This window comes from Pseudobutyrivibrio sp. MD2005 (assembly GCF_000621865.1).
Lineage (GTDB): Bacteria > Bacillota > Clostridia > Lachnospirales > Lachnospiraceae > Pseudobutyrivibrio.
Map to the genome: position 1 here is coordinate 190,032 of NZ_JHXE01000001.1, position 23,542 is coordinate 213,573.

The window sequence follows — 23,542 nt, forward strand, 5'->3', positions numbered from 1 at the left end:
ATTATAGTCTCGAAAATTTTATAGAGTCCAATACTAAAAAGTGTGATGGATTAATATCAAAAATGTTATTGAAAAACTTTTCTCAACAATATCGAAACAGCATCATAGAAAATTACTTCATTATATAGGTTAAAAATTTAACAGACTTATATCAAATTTGTTATGAGAAACATCAAATATTGATATTTTTTATCAAGAAACGGCGGTGTTATCATCATTTATAGTTCAATATGCACAATAAACGTGCATAAAAGTTATATCTAGTTGGTTAGATTTATCTAACCGATGTAAAAGGAGGATTGTTATGGCTTACGAATTTAATTTAATGAGAAGCTTAATCTATGTGGGGTTAGCAAAGGAAGAATATAGACCTAAGCTTGAGCACTGGCTTTACTATCATCATGTGCCAGAGAGCATCAGCAAGTTTTCTCCATATGTAACAAAATATGCGTTTTATCAGGCATACCCAACACCAGAGGAAGGAGACAGATTTGGCGCAAGAAAGATGCAGCTGACTGAGCATTATTGGTTAGTAAATGAGCATCTTCCAGAGATGGCAAACAACATCTTCTGTGAATATATGCCAATGGATGTACTTCGCTGGCAGGGATGCATTCCTGATGTAGACAGTGCAACAGTTCACGATAATTCGGAATCAGGTGATGCTGGTCGTGCAGCAGGCGGCGGAGATTTTCCACCATTTATCTTCTCCTTTGTTCCAATCAACTGGGAGGAAGATTTCAAGGGAAGAGAGAGAACAATGGAAGATGGTCCAAACTTCCGTTGGCAATTCCTTATCAAGTATCCAGAGGAGTGCGGTAAGGAAGAGGGCGAAAGATGGTTCCATGAAGAAGTGGTTCCATTCCTTACAGGATCTGTTCGAGTAAACAGAGTTGTAAGTAGCAAGGTAATTGTAAATTACGGTGCTCCAGAAGCACAGTTTGATAGAGTTGTTGAGGTTTGGTTTGAAGGACCAGAGGAATGGCATGAGCTTTGCGTTAACTTGGCAAAGACACATCTTACAAAGCCAGCATGGGCTCAGCAGGATGAATTCCCATTCTTAAAGCCACAGCACAATATTGCTTCAGTATTCCTTGGAGATAGATGTACATCTGACAACCTCAGACAGTACAAGGGGTATATCACACTTAGATAATCAAAAGTTTTAGCGAGGTAGCATATGCAATTCATGAAAGAAGCTTTAGAAGCAGGTAAAACAAATTTCATATTGATTGGTGAAGCTGGATGTGGAAAGAGCGAGATATCACTTAATCTTGCTAAGTACCTCGCTAAAAACACTGATAAAGCCGTACATCTTTTTGATATGGATATGACAAAGCCACTGTTTCGTTCAAGAGATATGTTTGATAGTGATGAATTTGAAGGAATCACAATTCATTATGAAGAGCAGTTTTTTGATGCCCCAACAGTAGTTGGCGGTGTAAGAAAACTAATGGCAGACCCAAATGCAATTGTAGTCATGGATGTAGGCGGTGACGATATCGGAGCAAGGGCTATAGGCGGATTCATGATGGGCGCTGATAGAAAATCACTCTGCGCCATGTATGTTTTGAATTATTACAGACCATTTTGCCAGGATATCGATCATATAGATAAATTTTTATCTGAAATTCTAGCGGTTTCTCATTTGAGCATAGAGGATATTCATTTCATAGATAATCCAAACGCAGGTATAACTACAACAATTGATGAGATTGTAGATGGAGCAAACAAAATGGATGCGCTCATATCTGAATATCGAGATATTGAAATGCTTTGTGTATTTGAGGGATTTGCCCAGTCGGTTAAAAACAAACTTCCAAAGGAAAAGATAATGCCTATACACCTGTATTTAACCTATGAATGGTTAAAAGCCTAGGTTATGGATAGATAGAAGTAAGGAGGTCTAATAATGGCGAAATTTAGAATTAATGTTGTTGCCGAGCGCTGTAAAGGCTGCGGATATTGCATGAAGTTTTGTCCTAAAAATGTACTCGAAGTTGGTACAGAGGTTAATGGAAAAGGCTATGAATACATCGTGGCAGCAAGACAAGAAGATTGCGTTGGTTGTTTGACATGTGGACGAATGTGTCCTGATGGCGCAATCGAGATTTATAAGGAGGATTAAAAATGGCCAGAACATTTATGAAGGGCAGCGAGGCTGTAGCTGAAGCAGCAGTACGTGCCGGTTGCCGTTTTTTTGCAGGTTATCCTATCACACCTCAAAATGAAGTTCCAGAGTATTTCTCTAGAAGACTTCCAGAGGTAGGAGGAAATTTTGTACAGGGTGAATCAGAAGTAGCATCAATCAACATGGTTTACGGTGCAGCTTCAGCAGGTGTCAGAGCAATGACATCTTCTTCATCACCAGGAATCGCACTTAAGAGTGAAGGTATTTCATATTGTGCATCAGCTCGTATTCCAATTGTGTATACAAACTTTGCACGAGGGGGCCCTGGAGTAGGCTCAATTCAGCCAGCACAGATGGATTATTTTGAGGCAACAAAGGCAGCTGGTAACGGTGGTTTCCAGATGATGGTACTTGCGCCTTCAACAGTTCAGGAAGCAGTTGATTTGACAGTAAAAGCTTTCGAGCTTGCAGATAGAGATAGAAATCCAGTGCATATCCTTGCAGATGGTGTAATCGCAACAATGATGGAACCAGTAGAACTTCCAGAGATGATGTCAGAGGAAGAGGTTCAAAAGATTAGAGAATCTAAGAAGAACTGGGCATGTGTAGGTCACAAGCTTGACTATGCAAATCGTGCTTGGATTCAGCCAGGACAGTGGCAGACAACAGTAATGCAGAAGTGCAACGAAGAGGCTGCAGCTTTATATGAGTCTTGGAAGAAGAATGATGTAATGGTTGAAGAATATATGGTAGAGGATGCTGAAATCATTCTTACTGCTTATGGTATTTCAGGACGTATTGCTAAGTCTTCTGTAGATATTCTTAGAAAGAAGGGAATTAAGGTTGGACTTATCCGTCCTATCACACTTAATCCATTCCCAACAGAAGCTTTTGAGAAGCTGGATTACTCAAAGGTAAAGGCAATTCTTGATGTTGAGATGTCAATCCCAGCTCAGTATGCAACAGATGTAGAAGCAGTTGTAAGACGTCGTTGCCCAGTTGAGAAGTGCTTATGCTCTGGCGGTAACGTAATGTCAAGAGAGGCCGTGCTTGAGGCTGTAATGAAATTAGCAGGACAGGAGGCTTAACATGGCAGAATTATTATATAGCAGAACAAAAACAATTCAGGAGGATAAAGTCTCAGGATTTTGTCCAGGATGTATGCATTCTTCAATTATGAAGCTAATCGGAGAAGTTATTGACGAGCTTGGTATCGTTGATAAGACAGCAGCTGTTCTTGGTATCGGTTGCTGTGGTCTTCAGATGGACTACATGGCATACGACAACATCACTGCTCCACACGGTAGAGCATGTGCTGTCGCAACAGGTATGAAGAGAGCAAATCCAGATACTATTTACTATACATATCAGGGTGATGGAGACCTTGCTTCAATTGGTCTTGCAGAGACAATGTCTGCAGCAAACCGTGGTGAGAACTTCACAGTTATCTTCGTAAATAACGGTATTTATGGTATGACAGGCGGACAGCTTGCTCCTACTACACTTTTCGGAATGAAGGCAAGTACAGCACCTAAGGGACGTATTGCAGAAGAGCATGGTTATCCAATGCATGTTTGCGAGACACTTGATCAGCTTACAGCACCATATTACCTAGCTCGTACAAGCTGCAACACACCTGCAAACGTGATGAAGACAAAGCAGGCTATCAAGAAAGCTTTCGAGTATCAGATGGCAGGCAAGGGATTCTCACTTGTAGAAATCGTTACAAGCTGTCCAACAAACTGGGGACTTGATTCACTTAAGGCTCTTGATTTCCTTGAGGAAAACATGCTTAAGGAATACCCACTTGGTGTAGTAAGAGATAAAGGAATGGAGGAGAAATAATGGAAACAAATTTATGTGTAGCCGGATTCGGCGGACAGGGCGTTATGACCCTCGGCAAATTCCTTGCTTCTGCAACCTGTGACTCAACAGATAAGAATGTAACATTCTTCCCTTCATACGGCGCAGAACAGCGTGGTGGTACAGCAAACTGCTACGTAGTTATTTCTGATGAAATGATTGGTGCACCACTTGGAGATACAATGGATGACCTTATCGTTATGAACGGTCCATCATTAAAAAAGTTTATCGGAACACTAAAGCCAGGTGGAAGACTTTTCATCAATAGCTCAATCGTTAAGGACAAAATTGAAAGAACAGACGTTGAAATCGTTGAAGCACCTGTAACAGAACTTGCTCTTGAAATGGGAAATGCAAAGGTTCTTAACGTTATCATGCTTGGTGTTTATGTAGGATATACAGAGGTTATCGCTCCAGAAATCGTATGGGGCACAGTAGAGCACAAGCTTTCAAGCAAGCCAAAGCTTTTACCTCTCAACAAAGCAGCATTTGATAAGGGTCTTGAAATTGGACGTCAGTTCAAGGAAAAGAATGGCAAGAACTAGTTAGTAAATGAAAGGTAGAAGCAGATGGTATTTCACAATTTTGATGAATTAATTGCAAAGGTAAAGGGCGCACCTTCAAAAAAGATTATGGCCGTTGCCTGTGCAAATGATGAGCATACTCTAGAAGCAGTTGTAAATGCTAGAAGAGAAGGCATCATTGAGCCAATTTTAGTTGGTGAAAAAAAGATTATTGATGAAATCCTTGGAGAGCTTAATGAAGTAATCCCAGAGGAGAACATAATTGATGTTCCAGCTGATGATTTGCAGCAAGCCTGCGAAAAGGCAGTAAAGCTTGTTAGTGAAGGCAAGGCTGATTTCCTCATGAAGGGTAAGGTTGATACAAAGATTATCCTTAAGGAAGTTGTTAATAAGGAATATGGACTTGGGCAGGGAAGACTTATGTCTCACTTTACCATGTTTGAGGTTCCAACTTATCACAAGGTAATTCTTCCAGTTGATGGCGGAATGGTAACATACCCAGACCTTCAGCAGAAGAAGGAGATTATCCAAAATACAGTAGATACACTTTGCGCAATGGGATATGACTGCCCAAAGGTAGGTGTGCTTGCATGTGTTGAAAAGGTTAATCCAAAGATGCCAGAGTCTGTTGATGCAGCAGAACTTCAGGCAATGAATGAGCGTGGCGAGATTACAAACTGTATCGTAGAAGGACCTATTCAGTATGACTGCGTTATGAGAAAGGATCTTGCTGAGTTTAAGGGGCTCAACTCACGTGTAGCTGGAGACCCAGACATACTTGTTGCACCAAACATCCATGCCGGAAATATTATGGGCAAGATGTATGCAATTAGCTGTGGTGCAAAGATGGCGGGATTTATCGTTGGTGCTAAGTGCCCAATCGTTATGGTTTCCCGCAGTTCAACAGCAGAAGAGAAATATCTTTCAATAGTAGTTTCTGCAGCAGCTGTTAAATAAAGGAGATAGTTATGGCAAATGAAAAAATACTAGTCATTAATCCAGGCTCTACATCAACAAAAATTGCTGTTTATCAGGCTGATGAACAGCAGTGGGTTGAGAGTATTGGACACACAATGGAAGACCTGAAGCCATATAAAACAATCTACGATCAGCTTGATATGAGAAAAGAACTTATCATGGCATGCCTATCAAAACATGGTGATAAGTTGGATTCTTTTGGAGCAATCGTAGGCCGTGGCGGAGCACTCCCTCCAGTAAAGACTGGAGCCTATGAGGTCAATGACAAGATGGTGGAGACACTTCAGTTTCACCCAGTTGATCAGCACGCAAGTAATCTTGGGGCTGGCATTGCATATAGCATTGCAAAAGAGATTGGCGTTAAGGCTTACATCTATGATGCAATCACTGTAGATGAGATGACAGAGGTAAACAAGATTACAGGTATTAAGGGCATCAGAGTTCCTGCAAAGGGACACAACCTTAACACCCGTGCAGCAGCATTAAAGCTTTGCAAGGATAAAGGTATCGATTACAACAAGGCAAATATTATTGTGGCGCATTTAGGTGGTGGTATTACAGTAAACCTTCACTCAAATGGCCAGATAGTAGATTTCTTTAATGATGAAATCGGCACCTTTGCACCAGAGCGAGCTGGTGGACTTCCTACATACGCCCTTGTTGATATGTGCTACAGCGGTGAGTACACAAAAGAAGAATTGATGAAAAAACTTCAGCGTAAGGGCGGAATCGCTTCTTACCTTGGAACAGCAGATATGCGTGAAGTAGAGCAGATGGTTGTTGATGGAAATGAGGAGGCAGCGCTTCTATTTGAAGCAATGGCTTTAAACACAGCAAAAACAATTGCTCGTATCGCTCCATCAGTTGATGGAAAGATAGATTACATCGTTCTTACTGGTGGCCTTGCTTATTCAGATATGTTTGTAGATTCAATCAAGAAGCATGTAGGTTTTGTTGGACCTATCGAAGTGATTCCAGGTGAAAATGAAATGAAGGCTCTTGCAGAAGGAACACTTCGTGTTATGAGAGGCGAAGAAAAGGCAAGAATCTTCGAATAAGTTATTGAAAATTTGGAGATTAATAAATGAAAAATACTAATAGATGGATTTATGCAATAGCTGGCGTAATCGTGCTTTTGTTTGCAGGATTAATCTATGCATGGAGCGTACTTTCCAGTCCTATTGCTTCGGAGTTTACTTCTTGGAGCAAGGGGGCACTTTCCTTAACCTTCACTCTTGCAATGAGCTTCTTTTGCATAGGCGGACTTATTGCAGGATTAGTAGCAGGAAAAATTAAGGAAAGATACATCTTTATCACATCAGCTGTGCTTTTCTTAATTGGCTTTGAATTAGTCAGCGTGATTTCTTCTATTGGAATGCTTTACTTAGGCTTTGGTGTGTTAGCCGGCCTAGGAGCAGGTTTCTCCTATAATGCCGTCATGGGAAGCGTAACTAAATGGTTCCCAGACAAAAAAGGACTTATTTCTGGAATCCTTCTTATGGGATTTGGAATTGGTGCTTTTATTATAGGAAAGGTTTATGCGGGACTTCTGGGTTCATATGGATGGAGAACAGAGTTTAAAGCTCTTGGAATTATCGTATTTGCGGTAATCTTCATCGGAGCATTTATCGTAAGAAAACCTACTGCCGAAGAGCAGAAAGTATATGCGGTAGAAGAGCAAAAATCAAAGAACGACACATCAGAGGATTACACAACAATAGAAATGATTTCGAAGGTGAGCTTTTGGCTTTACTTCGTATATGCGATATTGCTAAGCGCGGCAGCTCTTGCACTTATCGCACAGGCAAGTGGAATAGTTACAGAGACAGCACCTGCTCTTGAAGCAGGAGGAATTGCCACAATCGTAGGACTTATTTCCGTATTCAACGGAATTGGTCGAGTGATTTTTGGCGGCTTGTATGACAAGCTTGGACAGAAGAAAACAATGCTTTTAAACTGTGGGCTTTACTTAGTTTCAGTACTTATCAACATTGTTGGAATAAATGCAGCAAGTCTTCCACTTGTAGTAGTAGGATTTATATTCTTTGGCCTCTCATACGGTGGGGTCACACCAACAAACTCGGCATACATAATGGACTTCTATGGTGTTAAGAATTATCCAGTAAACTTTTCAATTATCAATTTGAATTTGCTATTAGCATCATTTGGCGGGACTCTTGCAGGCATGATTTACGATATGCAAGGAACATATCTTAGCATTTTCATGATAATGATTGGAGCAATTGTACTTGCGACAATTTGCACTTTATTAATTAAAAGACCTGCGAAAGGAAAATAGAAATGGATGATAAAATTCGCTTTTTCAGATGGAATGTAATCATCAATGTATGTATGGCCCTTTCAATCAATACGACAGCGACCATACTAGCAGGTGGGGATTCCTTGTCTGGTTGGGTAAGAGGATGTTGTTGCGCTTTTACAATCAATACTGTAGCGGCAGTCATTCTTCCAATGGGGTTAATTGGCAGTTGGTTTGCAGAAAAAATCTGTAAGACCAAGCCTGGCACTTTTAAAGAGATAATAGCAAGGAATTTCATCGTAAATGCAATATACGTGACCATAGTAAGCTTCTGTATGGCCATTATTAATGTTGGAGTTGGGGACAGTCTTATATCGGCGTGGGTTTCTACCTATCCTATTCTTCATATTGTAGGCCTTATTACAAGTATTGTTATCGAGAAGCCAGTAACTAAATTAGCGTATGGCAAATAATTATTTGGTAAAAATGTTCAGCGGAACAATTTTATAAAAAGGAACTAGTAACAAATTAGGAGGTTTATGGTATGAAAATTTTAGGACTTTCATGCGGAACAAGAAACGGCAACAACGATACAATGTGCCGTGTTGCTCTTGAAGCAGCAAAAGAAATGGGGGCAGAAATCGAGTTTATTCATGTATTTGATTGGGATATCAAGTACTGTTCAGGATGCGTAGCTTGCTCTAGAGGATTAGTAATGGGCAAGGGTATGATTTGTACTCAGAAGGATGATTATGCAGCGCTTTTCGATAAGATGGCAGAGGCTGATGGAGTATTAGTAGTTGACCCTATCTACGAAAAGGGTGGTTCAGGATTATTTCACGTTCTTGCGGACCGCATGGGCCCTGGTCATGACATTGGAATGATGCATATGCTTGATGGCAAGCTCAAGGAACAGGGCAAGGAAGGTCTCAACCCAATGTATCTTAAGAAGAAGGCAATTTCCTTCGTAGGTATCGGTGGTTCTGATTGGGCTTGTCGTGTTGAAACAGATCACGCTATGCTTGCACTTAGCCCAGCTTGGAAGGTAATCAACAATGAATACTTCTCATGGTCTAAGGATGTAATCATGCAGGATGACAAGGTTGAGCGAATGAAAGAAATCGGACGTAACCTTGTAGAGGCTGCAAAGGATGTTGAAAACGCTAAGTGGATGGGCAAAGAAGGTGCTTGCCCTCACTGCAACGGCAACAACTTCTACATCTACCCAGGTACAACAGATTGCGAGTGCGAACTTTGTGGTCTCCACGGTACGCTTGAAGTTATTGACGGAGCATTTAAGTTCAAGTTTGATCCAGCAGATGAACACAAGGCTCACGATACAATTTCTGGAAAGAAGCTTCATGGGGATGATATCTTCCAGAATGAAGGACGTCTTATGAATTTATTCAAGGATCCTGAGTTTAAAGCTCGTAAGGAGCACTATACTAATGTATGCGCTCCAACTCCTTCACCATCGAAGGCAGTTTAATTGTATTATTGGGAGGGTAAAGAAATGGGAAAACCAAGCTTAAAGTTTTTTATTGTATTTAATCTAGTTATGAATATTCCACTTGCAACAGCAATGTCTATTGGCGGTATGATTTTTTCTGGAAACACAGCGAACCTGCTTACTCCAGCACTACCTATTAATATATTAATTGGATTTGTGCTTGCATGTATCGTAAATGCGATATTCCCTATCCCGCTAATAGCCATGGGATTTCCTAGATTATTTAATATTGATCCTGAAAGCGTACCAGGAAGATTTTTGGGAAATGTACCTGTAGTAGTAATTTTTGTTGCAATCATTGGACTTGTAATGAATTTTGTGAACGTGCAAATATTTGCCGGAGCACCAGCGCCAGCATTCCTATTTGCATTTATCGGGACATTCATTCCAATGTATGTTTTATGCTATGTTGTAGCAATGATATTTATTCCAATCGCACAGGGCGCAGCTGCAAAAGCTGATGGAAAAGCTTTAGCTTAAAATAATAAAACTAAATTAAAAATTGTTAGCCATCTTAAAGGTCATTCGTTATAAGAAACGGGTGGCCTTTATTTTTGTACAATATACATAATATATATAAAGAATGTTCACATTTTATTGGTAGAATATATAACATCAGTAATTGGGGTTACCTGAAGGTAGAACATTATGAACAAAGCTGAAATATTAAGAGAGAATCGGGATGAGCTCACAGGCCTTCTTGATAAACAAGGCTTTTATATTTGGGCCCAGGAACTAATCGATACAGCTGAAGATTGTACTACATTTGCATTCATATTTTTTGATATGGATAACTTTAAGCTGTTTAATGCCAATTATGGCTTCGAAAAGGGCGATGAACTCTTAGTATCAATCTCTAAAATTGTAAAAAACATCTTTAAAGATCAATTGGTGGCCAAGTTCTCTGGTGACCATTTTGTAGTGTGCACAAATACAACTCAGATTATCACATCAATTACCGAAGTAAGAAAACAAGTTAAAGAAATCCAAAAGAACATAAACCTTGAACTGAAGGCTGGAGTTTATGTTTTAGATGGAGAAAGCACTGATGCTGTAAGATGCTGTGACAGGGCAAGAATGGCCTGTATCAGCATCAAGAAAAAATACGATGTTGCTTATAGATTTTATGACGAAGAATTGGGCGGAAGCCTAATCCGTAAGCAGTTCATAATTGATAATTTAGATGAAGCATTAAAGGAAGGCTATATCCAGGTTTACTATCAGCCTATAGTAAGAAGTTACACAGGAGATGTTTGTGGCTGGGAAGCACTGGTGCGCTGGATTGATCCGGCTAGGGGCGTGGTATATCCAAATGAGTTTATCTCAGTGCTGGAAGAATATCGACTGATTTATAAGCTGGATGCTTACGTGATTGAGCAGGTAATAAAAAACATAGCTACACAATCAAAGGCTGGAAGTCCTGGAGCAGTTCCAGTTTCTATCAACTTGTCCAGAATCGATTTTGAAGCTCTTGATATAGTGCCTTATATAGATGAATTAATTGCTCGATATGAGGTAAATCCAAAGCTGTTTAAGTTTGAAATAACTGAAAGCGTACTTATGGAAAATCCAAGATTTATCCAGGAACAGATTAGTAGACTTCGAAATAAAGGATACGATGTTTGGATGGATGATTTTGGAAGTGGCTATTCATCGTTAAATGTCTTAAAGAATTTTGAATTCGATTTGATAAAAATCGATATGGAATTCCTGCGTGGTTTTGACTCTTCTGATGACGGAAAAATAATCATTAAGCACATGGTTTCCATGATAAAAAATCTGGGCTTCCATACACTTGCAGAAGGCGTTGAAACAACTGAACAAATGGAATTTTTGCAGGATATTGGCTGTGAGTTGATTCAGGGATATCTGATTGGAAGACCTATGCCGTTTGAAGAAGGTCTTGGCATGATAGCTAAAAATGGTCTTCAGTTTGAGAGATTATTTGATAGAGAATTCTACAATGATATTGGTAGAATTGATGTACTAAAACAAAATCCACTAGATGGAATGGATAGGGTTCTTAATAGTAAGAGATTGCCTCTTGCCATTGGCGTGGTAAAAGATGACAAATGGAAATTCGTGTATGCTAATGATGGATACAAACAAGAGATTAAAGTATTTGGGCATGAGACATTAGATATTGTTGAAAAGATGATTAACCAAAATGGGTGGTCATGGATACAAAGAAATGAATTTTGGGAAATCTGCGCCATAAGCAAGGAAACGAAGCGAACAGAAAGTATTCAATTTGTTGAGAACGGCAAAATCTATAATATGAAAGTACATCATATTACATCAGACGAAGAAACAAACAGTGCAGCTTACCTTGTAAGTATTCGCGGGTATTCAATACATTCAAACGAAAGTCTTGAAAACAAAACATCAGTAATAAGTAAGTATTTATTCTCTTTATATGAGTGTATTGATATATTCGGATTGAATGTAGACTTTTATGAAAATCTATATTTGGTTAATAGTAAGTTACATATTAAAGACAAAGATAATATTCCAAAGAATGTCATTAAAGAAATTGCGAAGCAGTGCATTTATAAAGATGATAGAGAATTATATCTCAAATTTATGAATCTGGATGACGTTGAGCAAAGATTAGAGGCAGAAAAGAATGGAATTAAAGTTGCATTCTTTAGAATAAAGGATTCATTGAATAAATATGTATGGAAGAAGGTGACAATTCGAGTTGTAAGATATCTGGAATTAGAAGTGCTGCTTAGCTGTGTTAGCGAAGCAACAAGCGAAATATCTGATTATTTGGATAAGCTTAGATATGAAGAAAGAGAAAATCTATATTCAAAACAAACGATAGCTGGAAAACATATAGAAGATTACGCCTTTGAGAATATTCTTAAGTTATTGCCAGTTGGTGTATTTTGGAAGGATAAAGAACGGAGATTTGTTGGCGCAAATCAGATGTTCTTAGATTACTATGGCCTTAAATCACAAGAAAGCATACGGGGAAAAACAGACGAGGACATGGGTTGGCATATCAATCCAGAGCCATTCATGAAAGATGAACTGGCAGTAGTAAATGAAGGAAAAGCAATTAAAAATGTGCAGGGCGAATGCATTGTTCAAGGTGTGGTTCGTAAAATAGTAGCCAGTAAACAGCCTTTTTATGTTGATGGCAAAATCATGGGATTGATTGGATTTTTCAGTGATGTAACAGAACAGCTGGAAGAGAAAGAAAAGTTAGAGTTGCTTTCTAATACTGATCAGCTAACCGGGTTACTTAATAGAAGAGCATTTGACAATATTATTCAAAAGTATGTGGCTCAGTATGATAAAGATTGTACTGATTTTGTTATGGTGCTCATTGATGTGGATAAATTCAAGAAGATTAATGATATGTATGGACATGATTTTGGCGATAAAGTACTCATTAAATCTGCAGAGATAATCAGGAATATTACATCAAATAATAGTGTGGCATTTAGAATTGGAGGAGATGAATTCGCGATACTTCATCAGTATAAATCTAATACTGAAATCAAAAGTATTGAACAGGAACTTCAAATAAAGTTTGCCGAAATTGAGAGAATTGCAGGCTTTGATATTAAAGTGCGCGTATCTATAGGTTACTCTACCTACTCTCAGTGCAAAGATGTTCATATTCTCTTTAACAATGCTGATAAGTCAATGTATGAAGACAAGGCAAAACATAAAAAATGATAACAAAATTGAAGGAATGCATTTTTCTATAATGCGTTCCTTTTTTTGTTTAGTGATATATATACAAAACCAGGCTCTTGAAAATGTGAAAAATGACGTTTTTTGATTAGCTGTGATTGTTTTTGATTATTTGTGATTGCACATAACGTTTTTAGATGATATATTTTCAGTAGAACAATCAAAGATAATCGAAATTGTTCAAGGGGTGAACAAATGCTTACTGAAGAAAGACGGACTCTAATCGTAGAAATAGTTAATGAGAAAAAGGCAGTTTCTGTTAACGAACTGGTTGAAATGTTAGATACTTCAGCAGCCACCATTAGACGAGACATTAATGAGCTTAATCGCAGTGGATTGCTCGTGAAGGTATTTGGCGGTGCAACAGCAGTTTCTTCGTTAGATGTCAATACAAAAGAAGATGCAGTTGGTCAAAAGGCCACAAAGCACATAGTCGAAAAAGACACAATAAGCAAGTATGCAGCCAAAATAATTCAAGACAATGATTTTGTCTACATAGATGCAGGTACCACTACCTTGACTATGATTGATTACATTGATAACAAAAAAGCAAAATACATCACTAACGGTGTAGTACATGCCAAGAAGCTTATGGACAGAGGACTGGAAACAATCATGATTGGTGGCAGACTCAAAGCTTCAACAGAGGCGGTTGTTGGTCCGGATTGTGTTGAGTTCATTAGAAAATACCATTTCACAAAAGCCTTCATGGGAACAAATGGTATTTCAATCAGAGCTGGTTTTACCACTCCTGATGTTGATGAGGCAATGATTAAGACAGAGGCCATCAGACACAGCTACATGGCATATGTGCTAGCCGATCACAGTAAATTTGATCAGGTTAATTCAGTCACCTTTGCAGATATTAACAGCTGCAGCATTATCACAGATAAGATGGTGGCTAGGGAATATATTAATCACACTGTAGTGAAAGTCGTTGAAGAGTAAACTTAGGAGGAAATGAAATGATTTACACTGTGACATTTAACCCAGCGATTGATTATGTCGTAAGAATGGAAAAAGACTTACTTCCTGGTATGACAAATCGCTCCTCTAGCGAAGAGGTTTATTACGGAGGAAAGGGTATCAATGTTTCCATGGTGCTTTCAGAACTCGGACTTAAGAGTACTGCACTTGGATTTATAGCAGGTTTCACAGGCCGTGCAATCGATGAAGGTTGTAAAGAAGCTGGAATTGATACAGATTTCATTCAGTTAAAAGAAGGAATCTCAAGAATCAATGTAAAGCTTAAGGCTACAGAGGAAACTGAGATTAACGCTCAGGGACCTAAGATAGATGAAGCAGCACAGAAAGAATTATTTGATAGATTATCAAAACTTGTTAAGGGTGACGTTCTTATCCTTGCTGGTTCAATTCCAAATTCGCTTCCAGATGATGTATATGAAAAGATACTATCTATGCTGGATGGCAAGGGCATTGAGTTTGTAGTAGATGCTACAAAGGATTTGCTTACAAACGTTTTGAAGTATCATCCATTTTTAATAAAGCCAAATAACTTTGAGCTCGGGGAGATTGTTGGAAAGGTACTTAACACAGACGATGAGATATACGAAGGAGCACTTAAGCTTCAGGAGATGGGTGCTAGAAACGTACTTATCTCAATGGCTGGAGACGGTGCAATGCTTGTAGATGAAGAGGGCAAGCGTTATCGTATCGGCGTACCAAAGGGTACAGTTAGAAATTCAGTAGGAGCAGGTGATTCAATGGTAGCTGGCTTTGTTGCAGGCTACATGAAGGAGAAGGACTATGGTACTGCTCTTAAGATGGGAACCGCAGCAGGTTCTGCAACAGCTTTCTCAGACGGTCTTGCAAAAGCCGCTGATATAGAAAAATTATATAGCACATTGTAGGAGGGAAAATGATGAAAATCTCAGAATTCATCGATCCAAAGGGGATCAAGCTTCAGGTGTCATTAGCTGACCAGAACGAAGCGATCGACAAACTTATTGCACTTCATAACGAAGTAGGCAACTTAAATGACGTAGCAGGATTTAAAGAGGCAATCCTTGCACGTGAGGCTAAGGGGTCAACAGCTATCGGAAACGGTATTGCAGTTCCTCACGGAAAGTCAGCAGCAGTAGCTAAGGCTGGTCTTGTTGCAATCACATGCCCAAGTGGTGTTGATTACAAGGCATTAGATGGAAAGCCATCTAACTTATTATTCATGATCGCTGCTCCAGAGGGTGGCGCTGATACTCACTTAGAGGTTCTTTCAAAGCTTATGCAGTTCCTTATGGATACTACATTTGCAAAGAAGTTAGTTGAGGCAAAGACAGTTGATGAGTTCTTATCATTAATCGATGCTAAGGAAGCTGAGAAGGCAGCTGGAAGCACAGCTACAACAGTTTCAGCATCAGCAAAGAAGATTGTTGCTGTTACAGCATGCCCAACAGGTATTGCACATACATTCATGGCTGCAGAGTCACTTGAGCTCAAGGCTAAGGATTTAGGTATTTCTATCAGAGTTGAAAAAGATGGTTCAGGCGGAGCTAAGGATGCTCTTACAGCTAAGGAAATCGCTGAGGCAGACGCAGTAATCATCGCAGCTGATAAGAACGTAGATATGAGCGTATTCGATGGTAAGAAGGTTGTTCTTGCATCTACAAAGGATGCAATCCACACACCAGAGAAGCTCTTCGAAAAGGCTGAGACAGCATCTGTATATCATCACTCAGGAGCTGTTACAAAGCGTGATGACAGCGCTAATGAGTCAGTAGGACGTCAGCTCTACAAGCACTTAATGAATGGTGTATCACACATGCTTCCATTCGTTATCGGTGGTGGTATCCTTATCGCTATCGCATTCTTACTTGATGATTATTCAATTGATCCTAGCAACTTCGGTTCTAACACACCAGTAGCTGCTTGGTTCAAGACAGTTGGTGGAGCAGCATTCGGATTCATGCTCCCAGTACTTGCAGGTTTCATTGCTCAGTCAATTGCTGACAGACCAGGTCTTGCAGTTGGTTTCGTAGGTGGTTTACTTGCTTCAACAGGTGCTACATTCGCAGCTCCTGGCGGAAACATTCCTTCAGCATTCCTTGGTGCTTTAGTAGCAGGTTTCGCTGCTGGTTACTTCATGAAGTGGCTTGAGGGTGTTTGCGAGAACCTTCCTAAGTCTCTTGAAGGAATTAAGCCAGTACTTATTTATCCACTTGTTGGTATTACAGTAATCGGTCTTGTAATGTGCGCAATCAACCCACTCGTTGGTGCACTTAATGCTTGGATTTCTGGAGTACTTAACGGTATGGGAACAACATCACTTGTACCACTTGGTATTGTACTTGGTGCAATGATGGCAACAGATATGGGTGGCCCACTTAACAAGGCTGCATACGTATTCGGTACAGCTGCTCTTGCAGAAGCAAGCCAGGAAAACCCTACAGGTTGGATGATTATGGCAGCAGTTATGGTTGGTGGTATGGTACCTCCTATCGCAATTGCACTTGCAACACTCATCTTCCCTAAGAAATTTACAGAGGCTGAAAGAAAGTCTGGTCCTGTAAACTTCATCATGGGCTTCTGCTTCATCACAGAGGGTGCTATCCCATTTGCAGCTGCTGATCCATTACACGTAATCCCATCACTTATGGTTGGTTCTGGTGTAGCTGGTGCACTTTCAATGGCATTCAAGTGTACACTTATGGCTCCTCACGGTGGAATCTTCGTATTCCCTGTAGTAGGAAACTGGGCACTTTACCTTGTAGCACTTGCTATCGGTTCAGTAGTAAGCTGTGTACTCTTAGGATTACTTAAGAAGAACGCTGCAGAATAATCAAAATAAATTGTGTAAAATGCAAAATTGTTTTGAAAAATAGTTAAGAATATTATATAATTACCATTCTGGGAGCTTTATGCCCCCAGAATGGGTTTTATATTTTTGTACTCTGTAGAACTGGGAAGCTATGGAGTATAGAGGTATAAAACAAAGATTATAATTTATTTGTTGAAACGAAAGGAGTTATTTATGGTTTCAAAGGTAGTTAAGGTAACAAACGAGCAGGGTATGCACATGCGTCCAGCTACAGTTTTCTCTGCAGCAGTTACTCCATTCGACTCAGATGTTAAGATTAAGTTTAACGGTAACGAGTTTGATGGAAAGAGCGTTATGATGCTTATGGCAGCTTGCATTAAGTGTGGTGCTGAGATCGAGATCGTTTGCAACGGTTCTGATGAGGAAGCAGCACTTGCTAAGGCTGTTGAGCTTGTTGAGAGTGGACTCGGAGATTAATTTAGAAGGAGCGTATTAATGTATAAAGGCATAGAAGCATCTAGGGGAATAGGAATTGGTAGTATCTGTCTTATAGTAGAACACGATCTGTCATTTGAATCTAAGCATATTGATGATACAGAAGCAGAAAAGGCTAGATTCAACGAGGCAATCGACAAATTCAAAACCGAGACAGCTGCTATGGCCGAAAACATCAGAAAGAACATTGGCCCAAAGGAAGCTGAAATCATGGAAGGTCACCTTGCTATGATCGCAGATCCTACAATGGCTGGTGAGATGACTAAGATGATTGAGGCTGGACAGTGCGCAGAAGCTGCAGTTACAGCAGTATGCGATATGTTCATCGGAATGTTCTCTAAGATGGAAGACGATATGATGCGTCAGCGTGCATCAGATATTTCAGATATTAAGATCAGCCTTCTCAAGCTTTTGCTTGGAATCGCAGATGTAGATATCAGCACTGTTGCACCTGGTACAATACTTGTAGCACATGACCTTACACCATCTATGACATCTCAGATTGTTAAGGAAAATGTTGTTGGTATTATTACAGAAGTTGGTGGAAAGACATCTCACTCTGCAATTTTAGCAAGAGCTCTTGAGATTCCTGCAGTTCTTTCTGTTCCAAACATCACTGAGCTTGTTAAAGACAAGGATACAGCTATCGTTGATGGTACTGAAGGTGATGTATATATTAATCCAGATGGAGAGGTAATCTCTCAGTATGTTAGAAAGCGCGAGGAGTTTGTTAAGGCTCAGGCTGAGCTTAAGAACTTCCTTGGCAAGAAGACAGTTACTGCAGATGGTACAGAAGTAGAATTATTCTGCAACATCGGTACACCAAAGGATGCTAGAAAGGCTATCGAATGTGATGGTGAAGGTATCGGTCTTTTCCGTTCAGAATTCTTATTCATGGACAGACCACATCTTCCAACAGAGGATGAGCAGTTCGAAGCATACAAAGAAGCTGTTGAAACTATGAGTGGCAAGACAGTAATCATCCGTACTCTTGATATCGGTGGTGATAAGGATATCCCTTACCTCGGACTTGAGAAGGAAGAGAACCCATTCTTAGGATACAGAGCAGTTAGATATTGCCTCAGCAACTCAGACATGTACAAGATGCAGCTTAAGGGAATCCTTAGAGCAAGTGCATTTGGTAAAGTAAAGATCATGATTCCTCTTGTAACATGTGTAGAGGAAGTTAGAGCTGTAAAGGCATTAGTTGAAGAGTGCAAGGCAGAGCTTAGAGAAGCTGGTATTGCATTCGACGAGAACATCGAAGTTGGTTGCATGGTTGAGACTGCAGCAGCATCTCTTATTGCAGATATGCTTGCAAAGGAAGCTGATTTCTTCTCAATCGGAACTAACGACTTAACACAGTACACAATGAGTGTTGATAGAGGTAACGCTAACGTAGCTTACTTATATTCAGCATTCCAGCCAGCAGTACTTCGTTCAATCAAGAACATCATCGAAGCTGGTAACAAGGCAGGAATTACAGTAGGTATGTGTGGTGAAGCAGCAGCTGATCCGCTCATGATTCCACTACTTATTTCCTTCGGCCTCAACGAGTACAGCGTTAACCCTGTTCTTGTTCTTACTGCACGTTCAATCATTTCAAAGTGGACAAAGGCTGAGGCAGACGCCCTCGCTGAGAAGGTCCTTTCGCTTACAACAGAAGCCGAAATCGTAGCATTACTTAAGGCTGAAGCGAAATAATATTCATAAAACACATTGCCCCTAGGTAACCCTAGGGGCTTTTTGCTGCCCTAAATTATGGAGGCGGGGCCAATGGCACGTGTGGGCCTGGAACACTTTCTTTTTCGATAGACAGCGCAAAGATTTTAGATTTCGTTAGCGGCACAGGTGAGCATAACCACGTGTCCTTTCGCAGCTTTGACAATTCGAAGGCATTGTGTGTACACCACAGACACTGAAAATTCTCTATCTGATTTATGCATGCACTCCTAGTATGGTGCTTTCATATTACATTCACCAAGTGAAATAACGAAATGAGTTTTGCAGATATGGGTACCACTCGAGATTCACATCCGTGTTCAGCTCTCGTTCTCCTCGCCATCCGTGGCTCGTCGTACCCATATCTGTCAAAACATCATTTCTATTTCACTAGGTTCATTCCAAAATCAAGCACCATACTAGGAGTGCATACATAAATCAGATGTTTTACTTAGTGTGTCTGTGGTGTACATACTATGACGATAGAATTGTCAAACTTTGAAAGAACACGTGTAATTAGAAATGCGAGACGTGCCGCTTACAAAATCAAAATCTGCAGACGATGCGAGAAAAAGAGAATGCTAAGCCCACACGTGCCATTGGCCCCTGATAGTGATAGATATGGGCAGCAAAAAGCCCCGCCACAAATGTGGTGGGGCAATGTGTTTTGTGAATCTTATAAGTCTACTGAGCCAACCTTGTCTGTGTTTGCTACGTAGTAGATTTTGTGCTCTTCAGGCTTGATGTATACGTTGAGGGACTCAAGTTCAACGCCCTTGTATGCTTTCTTGAAGCCTGCTGTAGCTTTCTTTACGCAGTCTGTCTCTGAGAATTCGATTCCCTGGAACTGAATTACTGAAGATGAAGAAACTGCTTTCTTTGTAGTTGTTTTCTTTGTTGTTGTATTTGCCATTTCATAATCCTCCCATGTTTGGAATAAATAATTATTACGTACAATGGACATTATATCTAAAGTGGCAAAAAAAAGCAAAAAAATTAATAAAGATTTTAGAAAATTTTATTAGGAATGTGAAAGAGTAAGCTATATACTATTGTTATATAAAAAAGGAGGAATAATATGTATTACGGATATGGAATGTATTACGACCCAACAATCATACTAGTTATTATAGGTGCGATAATTAGTGGTATAGCATCTTTGAATGTTCGCTTTACTTATAATAAATACAGTAAAATCAGAAGCTATCGTGGTACCACATCTAATCAGGTGGCAGAACATATTTTACATGCTGCAGGAATTTATGATGTGAGGATTGAAAGAATAAGAGGAAATCTTACAGATCACTATTCTCCAAATGAGAAGGTGCTTAGATTGTCTGATGCGGTATATGGAAAAACAAGTGTAGCCGCTATTGGCGTTGCAGCTCACGAGTGTGGACATGCAATCCAGCATAGTGAGGGTTATGCTCCACTTAAGATGCGTGCCGCATCTGTACCACTTGCTAACATTGGATCATGGATTTCATGGCCAGTTATTATTATTGGTTTAGCACTTGGTAGTACACCAGTGGCACAGATTGGCGTGTTCTTATTTACATTTGTAGTAGTGTTTCAGCTGATTACATTGCCGGTTGAATTTGATGCCAGTGCCAGAGCTCTTAGAATCCTTGACCAGGATCATATCCTTGAAGGAGAAGAGCATAGGGGTGCTACAAAGGTGCTTAAGGCAGCAGCATTGACATACGTGGCAGCATTGTTTACAACTATATTGCAGTTGCTCAGATTGGTACTAATCGTTAGTGGTGGCAGAAGAAGAGATTAACGTATTTACGTAGTCACGATATTCGCATATACGATTTGATTTGCGTAGCTTTTTGATGATTTTCTCTTCCCCTTGAAAGTTTATTTGCCAGAAGGCAAGAAACTCTTTCATACGGTGTAAAACGGGCTTTTCTCCTGATAGTATTTCAGTGTACTGAGCCAGTAAATCATCATGAAATTTCTTGAATAATGTAAGGTCTAGAGAGATATCTTTATCCTCTAGGCCTTTTTTACATGCTAATGCAAGGCCAGGATTTGCAATCAGTCCTCGACCTATCATAATAGCGTTTAGATTATCGTATTTACGATATAAGTCGTTAATGTTGCCTACAGAATTTACATCTCCATTAAATACAAGAGGAGCCTTGCTGTGGATGGTAGCATAGTCGAAAAACTCAGGCCTAATAGGAGCCTTGTAAAAATCTGACTGAATTCTAGGGTGTATAGTTAATTCGCTGATAGGATATTTATTGTAGATATCAAGAATCTCGTAGAACTCTTCAGGATCATTTTTTCCAAGTCTTGTCTTAATAGAAATATCTACGCCAGATGGTAAACCTTCAAATACTTCATAAAGCATCTTATCTAGCTCTTCAGGATAGAAGAGTAGACCAGAGCCTTTTTTCTTGGCTACAACAGTGCCGCTAGGGCAGCCTAAATTGAAATTAATCTCCTTGTAACCGAGCGAAGCTATTTCCTTAACTGCCCAGAGAAAATGTTCGCTATTATTAGTAAGTAGTTGAGGTACAGTTGTTTTTATATTATTTGTTTCTGGGTTGATGTCCCTAAATTCTCTTGCCGTGAATTTAAAAGTAGAATTAGGCGAAATAAATGGCGTGAAATATTTATCCACGCCACCGTAATATATCTCAAATGTGTTTCTGTATATGCTATCTGTAACACCCTCTAAAGGGGCTAAATAAATTTTATTCATTATCTGGCTCCGTATTATAATAATGTGCTATTTCTCGAACTAAAGACTCTAATAAGATATAATAGTCACCCACAATATCTTCAAAATATCTAAGAGCTACTTGACCATCGTAATCATGGGCAAGGGTGTTTCTAACTCTAAGCATATCCATCCATCTATCATCTCTGATTAGCCCAACAGAATGAGCTGATTTTAAAGTCTCCCTTGGTGAACCAGCTGCAAAATCAGTTAATCCAAATTCATTAGTAACTAATTCTTTTAACACTTTCCATGCAAGATCAAATGTCAGATTATAGTTTTGAACAGTAGCTGGTAACACAAAAGGCTCATTTATATTTGCATCTCTAGATTGTCTGAGATTAGCAAGACTTTTGCATAAGCTTTTATATCTATTAATATATTTGCTTTCCATATTTATCCATATCCTCTCTTAATTCGGGACTACATACTTCATCGTAATTAAATATATCAATTTTACGCAAAGTAGGAATGTTCTGTACTTCCTCTTCGAATAAATCAATATTGTCACAGCCGTAGATTATAAAATCTATATCACTGTATTCGGTAGCAGTGCCATTGGCGAAAGAACCAAATAAATCAAGACGTTTTACATTATACTTGTGAGCAATATCTGTGACTCTAGTGATTATTTCTTCAATAGGCATAGTATAAACTTCCATGTTGGTGCCTCCTATAATGATTACATTATATCATTGGTAATGAGCAAAAGCATTTGCTTTCAATCGAAAATATTAATCTAATGCGAATTCAGTTGCCTTCCGATATATAAGATGGTAAAATAAATTGCTGTTAAAAAATTAACGCTTACGCATAGTGTTACTAGGAGGAGACCATTAATAGGCTTCTACCAAAAGGAGGAAATTTATGCAAAGCAACAATTCTAAGACCTATGAGCTTGTGCTCACAGCGTTATTCATTGCCATTATAGTAGCAATGGCATCAACACCACTCGGATACATTCCACTCGTAGTTATTAATGCAACCACACTTCATATTCCAGTTATCATTGGTTCATTATTCTTAGGACCAAAGAAAGGCGCATGCCTTGGAGGAGTATTTGGTATTACAAGCTTTATTAAGAGCTCGCTTACACCAACACCTTCAGCTTTTGCGTTCTCGCCAGTGGCAGCGCTTACAATGCTTCCACATGATACAGTTGGACAGGCAGTTGCACTTGTTTTCAAGAGTACATTTATTGCAATCGTTCCAAGAATTCTCATTGGTGTAGTTCCTTACTTTGTATATGTAGGAATTAAGAAGGCAATTAGTTCAGAGAAGAAAGTTGTTTACGGTTCAATTATCAACACAATCATTTCGTTCATTATGGGCTTTGGTGTATTCGCATTCTTCAACAAGATGATCTCTGAAGGCAAGGTTGGATTTTCAACAACAGTTGCTCAGATTATTGGAGTAGTTATTGGAATCGCAGTTTTTGTAGCTATCGAGTATTTATTTATGAATAAAGATGCAAAAGCGCTTGGATTTATCACAGCTGGTATTTCAGGTGCCATGACAAACACACTTCTTGTTATGGGAAGCATTTATGTATTTTACAGAATCCCATACTCAGAGGTACTTCAGATTGACCCAAGCGCTCTTATGGGAGTAATTGGCGGAATCATCAGCTTTAACGGAGTTATCGAAGCAATCGTTGGTGCAGTGATTGTTTATCTTGTTGGCATCGTACTTGATAAGATTAAACCAGCAGGAGTATACTCAGGTAAAGACACCAAAATAAAGGCGGTTACACCCACAGCGACAGAAGAAAAATTAGCTCAATAATAGAGAGTAATTATTGAAAAAGTGTAAAGCGTAAAAACAGCAATTATATCAAAGAAA

The 23,542-nt window shown here is 39.4% G+C and carries 24 protein-coding genes; 20 read left to right on the plus strand and 4 right to left on the minus strand.

Annotated elements, in window-relative coordinates; all coding sequences use genetic code 11:
* The first annotated feature begins 304 nt into the window (after positions 1 to 304).
* The 18 genes from T498_RS0100915 (at position 305) to ptsP (ending at position 18,948) form a co-directional block, all read left to right on the plus strand.
* Positions 305 to 1,156: a hypothetical protein gene (locus T498_RS0100915; protein ID WP_028234287.1), complete on the plus strand. Its 852-nt coding sequence runs from the start codon at positions 305 to 307 to the stop codon at positions 1,154 to 1,156.
* A gap of 24 nt (positions 1,157 to 1,180) precedes the next feature.
* Entirely contained in the window at positions 1,181 to 1,879 is a 699-nt protein-coding gene (locus T498_RS0100920; RefSeq protein ID WP_051524521.1) for a nucleotide-binding protein, read from the plus strand.
* A gap of 33 nt (positions 1,880 to 1,912) precedes the next feature.
* Positions 1,913 to 2,128 carry a 4Fe-4S dicluster domain-containing protein gene (locus T498_RS0100925; RefSeq protein WP_028234289.1) on the plus strand — a complete coding sequence of 72 codons (216 nt, stop codon included), beginning with the start codon at positions 1,913 to 1,915 and terminating at the stop codon, positions 2,126 to 2,128.
* Positions 2,129 to 2,130: 2 nt separating this feature from the next.
* Positions 2,131 to 3,219 carry a 3-methyl-2-oxobutanoate dehydrogenase subunit VorB gene (vorB, locus tag T498_RS0100930; RefSeq protein WP_028234290.1) on the plus strand — a complete coding sequence of 363 codons (1,089 nt, stop codon included), beginning with the start codon at positions 2,131 to 2,133 and terminating at the stop codon, positions 3,217 to 3,219.
* A 1-nt stretch (position 3,220) separates the two neighbouring features.
* A complete protein-coding gene (locus tag T498_RS0100935; protein ID WP_028234291.1) occupies positions 3,221 to 3,976 on the plus strand; it encodes a thiamine pyrophosphate-dependent enzyme in 756 nt (251 codons plus the stop codon).
* Positions 3,976 to 4,539, plus strand: coding sequence for a 2-oxoacid:acceptor oxidoreductase family protein (locus T498_RS0100940; RefSeq protein ID WP_028234292.1), 564 nt, complete (start codon positions 3,976 to 3,978; stop codon positions 4,537 to 4,539). The genes T498_RS0100935 and T498_RS0100940 overlap by 1 nt, the downstream gene beginning before the upstream one ends.
* A 24-nt stretch (positions 4,540 to 4,563) precedes the next feature.
* Positions 4,564 to 5,475: a phosphate acyltransferase gene (locus tag T498_RS0100945; RefSeq protein WP_028234293.1), complete on the plus strand. Its 912-nt coding sequence runs from the start codon at positions 4,564 to 4,566 to the stop codon at positions 5,473 to 5,475.
* A gap of 11 nt (positions 5,476 to 5,486) precedes the next feature.
* Complete coding sequence (buk, locus tag T498_RS0100950) at positions 5,487 to 6,554, plus strand: butyrate kinase (protein WP_028234294.1); 1,068 nt, start codon at positions 5,487 to 5,489, stop codon at positions 6,552 to 6,554.
* Between the two features lie 26 nt (positions 6,555 to 6,580).
* Positions 6,581 to 7,795, plus strand: a complete 1,215-nt coding sequence (locus T498_RS0100955; protein WP_028234295.1) for an MFS transporter — start codon at positions 6,581 to 6,583, stop codon at positions 7,793 to 7,795.
* A 2-nt stretch (positions 7,796 to 7,797) separates the two neighbouring features.
* Positions 7,798 to 8,229 carry a hypothetical protein gene (locus T498_RS16015; RefSeq protein ID WP_051524522.1) on the plus strand — a complete coding sequence of 144 codons (432 nt, stop codon included), beginning with the start codon at positions 7,798 to 7,800 and terminating at the stop codon, positions 8,227 to 8,229.
* A 71-nt stretch (positions 8,230 to 8,300) separates the two neighbouring features.
* A complete protein-coding gene (locus tag T498_RS0100965) occupies positions 8,301 to 9,245 on the plus strand; it encodes a flavodoxin family protein (RefSeq protein ID WP_028234296.1) in 945 nt (314 codons plus the stop codon).
* Positions 9,246 to 9,269: 24 nt separating this feature from the next.
* Positions 9,270 to 9,746: a hypothetical protein gene (locus T498_RS0100970; RefSeq protein WP_028234297.1), complete on the plus strand. Its 477-nt coding sequence runs from the start codon at positions 9,270 to 9,272 to the stop codon at positions 9,744 to 9,746.
* A gap of 168 nt (positions 9,747 to 9,914) precedes the next feature.
* Positions 9,915 to 12,956 carry an EAL domain-containing protein gene (locus tag T498_RS16020; protein WP_051524523.1) on the plus strand — a complete coding sequence of 1,014 codons (3,042 nt, stop codon included), beginning with the start codon at positions 9,915 to 9,917 and terminating at the stop codon, positions 12,954 to 12,956.
* A gap of 213 nt (positions 12,957 to 13,169) precedes the next feature.
* Positions 13,170 to 13,922, plus strand: a complete 753-nt coding sequence (locus T498_RS0100980; RefSeq protein WP_028234298.1) for a DeoR/GlpR family DNA-binding transcription regulator — start codon at positions 13,170 to 13,172, stop codon at positions 13,920 to 13,922.
* 17 nt (positions 13,923 to 13,939) lie between these two features.
* Positions 13,940 to 14,845, plus strand: a complete 906-nt coding sequence (gene pfkB / locus T498_RS0100985) for a 1-phosphofructokinase (RefSeq protein ID WP_028234299.1) — start codon at positions 13,940 to 13,942, stop codon at positions 14,843 to 14,845.
* Between the two features lie 11 nt (positions 14,846 to 14,856).
* On the plus strand, positions 14,857 to 16,770 hold the full coding sequence (locus tag T498_RS0100990; RefSeq protein ID WP_028234300.1) for a PTS fructose transporter subunit IIABC: 1,914 nt from the start codon (positions 14,857 to 14,859) through the stop codon (positions 16,768 to 16,770).
* Positions 16,771 to 16,962: 192 nt separating this feature from the next.
* A complete protein-coding gene (locus T498_RS0100995; RefSeq protein WP_028234301.1) occupies positions 16,963 to 17,226 on the plus strand; it encodes an HPr family phosphocarrier protein in 264 nt (87 codons plus the stop codon).
* An 18-nt stretch (positions 17,227 to 17,244) separates the two neighbouring features.
* Complete coding sequence (ptsP, locus tag T498_RS0101000; RefSeq protein WP_028234302.1) at positions 17,245 to 18,948, plus strand: phosphoenolpyruvate--protein phosphotransferase; 1,704 nt, start codon at positions 17,245 to 17,247, stop codon at positions 18,946 to 18,948.
* 694 nt (positions 18,949 to 19,642) lie between these two features.
* On the opposite strand, the gene T498_RS14495 is transcribed toward ptsP, so the two are convergent.
* Entirely contained in the window at positions 19,643 to 19,879 is a 237-nt protein-coding gene (locus T498_RS14495) for a DUF6465 family protein (RefSeq protein ID WP_051524524.1), read from the minus strand.
* Between the two features lie 165 nt (positions 19,880 to 20,044).
* Here T498_RS14495 and T498_RS0101010 point away from each other — a divergent pair, with 165 nt between their 5' ends.
* Complete coding sequence (locus tag T498_RS0101010) at positions 20,045 to 20,749, plus strand: zinc metallopeptidase (protein WP_028234303.1); 705 nt, start codon at positions 20,045 to 20,047, stop codon at positions 20,747 to 20,749.
* On the opposite strand, the gene T498_RS0101015 is transcribed toward T498_RS0101010, so the two are convergent.
* Genes T498_RS0101015 through T498_RS0101025 form a run of 3 tightly spaced genes read right to left on the minus strand, consistent with a single transcriptional unit; the run spans position 20,717 to position 22,362 of the window.
* Complete coding sequence (locus tag T498_RS0101015) at positions 20,717 to 21,682, minus strand: tRNA dihydrouridine synthase (RefSeq protein WP_028234304.1); 966 nt, start codon at positions 21,680 to 21,682, stop codon at positions 20,717 to 20,719. The genes T498_RS0101010 and T498_RS0101015 overlap by 33 nt on opposite strands.
* Positions 21,675 to 22,094 (minus strand): HI0074 family nucleotidyltransferase substrate-binding subunit, encoded by a 420-nt coding sequence (locus tag T498_RS0101020; RefSeq protein WP_028234305.1) that lies wholly within the window; start codon positions 22,092 to 22,094, stop codon positions 21,675 to 21,677. Before T498_RS0101020 ends, T498_RS0101015 begins: the two co-directional genes overlap by 8 nt.
* A complete protein-coding gene (locus tag T498_RS0101025; RefSeq protein ID WP_036977589.1) occupies positions 22,075 to 22,362 on the minus strand; it encodes a nucleotidyltransferase family protein in 288 nt (95 codons plus the stop codon). The genes T498_RS0101020 and T498_RS0101025 overlap by 20 nt, the downstream gene beginning before the upstream one ends.
* A 205-nt stretch (positions 22,363 to 22,567) precedes the next feature.
* Between T498_RS0101025 and T498_RS0101030 the strand changes: the two genes are divergently transcribed.
* Positions 22,568 to 23,485, plus strand: a complete 918-nt coding sequence (locus T498_RS0101030; protein WP_028234307.1) for an ECF transporter S component — start codon at positions 22,568 to 22,570, stop codon at positions 23,483 to 23,485.
* Positions 23,486 to 23,542: the final 57 nt, after the last annotated feature.

What these genes read in the sequence shown, in the direction of transcription:
- T498_RS0100915 (WP_028234287.1), top strand. Translation starts at nt 305, where the DNA reads ATGGCTTACGAATTTAATTTAATGAGAAGCTTAATCTATGTGGGGTTA.
- T498_RS0100920 (WP_051524521.1), top strand. Translation starts at nt 1,181, where the DNA reads ATGCAATTCATGAAAGAAGCTTTAGAAGCAGGTAAAACAAATTTCATA.
- T498_RS0100925 (WP_028234289.1), top strand. Translation starts at nt 1,913, where the DNA reads ATGGCGAAATTTAGAATTAATGTTGTTGCCGAGCGCTGTAAAGGCTGC.
- vorB (WP_028234290.1), top strand. Translation starts at nt 2,131, where the DNA reads ATGGCCAGAACATTTATGAAGGGCAGCGAGGCTGTAGCTGAAGCAGCA.
- T498_RS0100935 (WP_028234291.1), top strand. Translation starts at nt 3,221, where the DNA reads ATGGCAGAATTATTATATAGCAGAACAAAAACAATTCAGGAGGATAAA.
- T498_RS0100940 (WP_028234292.1), top strand. Translation starts at nt 3,976, where the DNA reads ATGGAAACAAATTTATGTGTAGCCGGATTCGGCGGACAGGGCGTTATG.
- T498_RS0100945 (WP_028234293.1), top strand. Translation starts at nt 4,564, where the DNA reads ATGGTATTTCACAATTTTGATGAATTAATTGCAAAGGTAAAGGGCGCA.
- buk (WP_028234294.1), top strand. Translation starts at nt 5,487, where the DNA reads ATGGCAAATGAAAAAATACTAGTCATTAATCCAGGCTCTACATCAACA.
- T498_RS0100955 (WP_028234295.1), top strand. Translation starts at nt 6,581, where the DNA reads ATGAAAAATACTAATAGATGGATTTATGCAATAGCTGGCGTAATCGTG.
- T498_RS16015 (WP_051524522.1), top strand. Translation starts at nt 7,798, where the DNA reads ATGGATGATAAAATTCGCTTTTTCAGATGGAATGTAATCATCAATGTA.
- T498_RS0100965 (WP_028234296.1), top strand. Translation starts at nt 8,301, where the DNA reads ATGAAAATTTTAGGACTTTCATGCGGAACAAGAAACGGCAACAACGAT.
- T498_RS0100970 (WP_028234297.1), top strand. Translation starts at nt 9,270, where the DNA reads ATGGGAAAACCAAGCTTAAAGTTTTTTATTGTATTTAATCTAGTTATG.
- T498_RS16020 (WP_051524523.1), top strand. Translation starts at nt 9,915, where the DNA reads ATGAACAAAGCTGAAATATTAAGAGAGAATCGGGATGAGCTCACAGGC.
- T498_RS0100980 (WP_028234298.1), top strand. Translation starts at nt 13,170, where the DNA reads ATGCTTACTGAAGAAAGACGGACTCTAATCGTAGAAATAGTTAATGAG.
- pfkB (WP_028234299.1), top strand. Translation starts at nt 13,940, where the DNA reads ATGATTTACACTGTGACATTTAACCCAGCGATTGATTATGTCGTAAGA.
- T498_RS0100990 (WP_028234300.1), top strand. Translation starts at nt 14,857, where the DNA reads ATGAAAATCTCAGAATTCATCGATCCAAAGGGGATCAAGCTTCAGGTG.
- T498_RS0100995 (WP_028234301.1), top strand. Translation starts at nt 16,963, where the DNA reads ATGGTTTCAAAGGTAGTTAAGGTAACAAACGAGCAGGGTATGCACATG.
- ptsP (WP_028234302.1), top strand. Translation starts at nt 17,245, where the DNA reads ATGTATAAAGGCATAGAAGCATCTAGGGGAATAGGAATTGGTAGTATC.
- T498_RS14495 (WP_051524524.1), bottom strand. Translation starts at nt 19,879, where the DNA reads ATGGCAAATACAACAACAAAGAAAACAACTACAAAGAAAGCAGTTTCT.
- T498_RS0101010 (WP_028234303.1), top strand. Translation starts at nt 20,045, where the DNA reads ATGTATTACGGATATGGAATGTATTACGACCCAACAATCATACTAGTT.
- T498_RS0101015 (WP_028234304.1), bottom strand. Translation starts at nt 21,682, where the DNA reads ATGAATAAAATTTATTTAGCCCCTTTAGAGGGTGTTACAGATAGCATA.
- T498_RS0101020 (WP_028234305.1), bottom strand. Translation starts at nt 22,094, where the DNA reads ATGGAAAGCAAATATATTAATAGATATAAAAGCTTATGCAAAAGTCTT.
- T498_RS0101025 (WP_036977589.1), bottom strand. Translation starts at nt 22,362, where the DNA reads ATGGAAGTTTATACTATGCCTATTGAAGAAATAATCACTAGAGTCACA.
- T498_RS0101030 (WP_028234307.1), top strand. Translation starts at nt 22,568, where the DNA reads ATGCAAAGCAACAATTCTAAGACCTATGAGCTTGTGCTCACAGCGTTA.